Raw genomic sequence first — 546 nt, forward strand, 5'->3', positions numbered from 1 at the left:
TCGTGACCGAAGACGTGACCGTAGCTGCCTCCGGTACGCTGACGGCCGTGGATGCGGACGCCGGTGAAAGCGGGTTCGTGGCGCATGGAGCCGATGCCCCGCTGGATGGTTCTTACGGCAAGCTGACCATCACTGAAACCGGTGAATGGAAATACGAGCTGGACGGCCGCGCGCAGGCGCTGGACGCTGGTGATATTCGAACCGAGACCTTTACGGTGACGACCAACGGCGGCGACACGCACACCATCACCATCACGGTGAACGGTACCGAAGATGCACCCGTCATCACTGGAACTGACACCGGAGCCGTGACTGAAGACGTGACCGTAGCTGCCTCCGGTACGCTGACGGCCGTGGATGCGGACGCCGGTGAAAGCGGGTTCGTGGCGCATGGAGCCGATGCCCCGCTGGATGGTTCCTACGGCAAGCTGACCATCACTGAAACCGGTGAATGGAAATACGAGCTGGATGGCCGCGCGCAGGCGCTGGACAATGGCGATATTCGAACCGAGACCTTTACGGTGACGACCAACGGCGGCGACACGC

General features: G+C 62.3%; 1 protein-coding gene. It reads left to right on the forward strand.

All coding sequences use genetic code 11. The annotated features are described in order from the left end of the window. Nucleotides 1-546, forward strand: a 546-nt coding sequence (locus tag HUV30_RS18275) for a VCBS domain-containing protein (protein ID WP_205245259.1), incomplete at both ends; no start/stop codon positions are given.

The organism is Desulfovibrio subterraneus (assembly GCF_013340285.1).
Classification (GTDB): Bacteria; Desulfobacterota; Desulfovibrionia; order Desulfovibrionales; family Desulfovibrionaceae; genus Halodesulfovibrio; species Halodesulfovibrio subterraneus.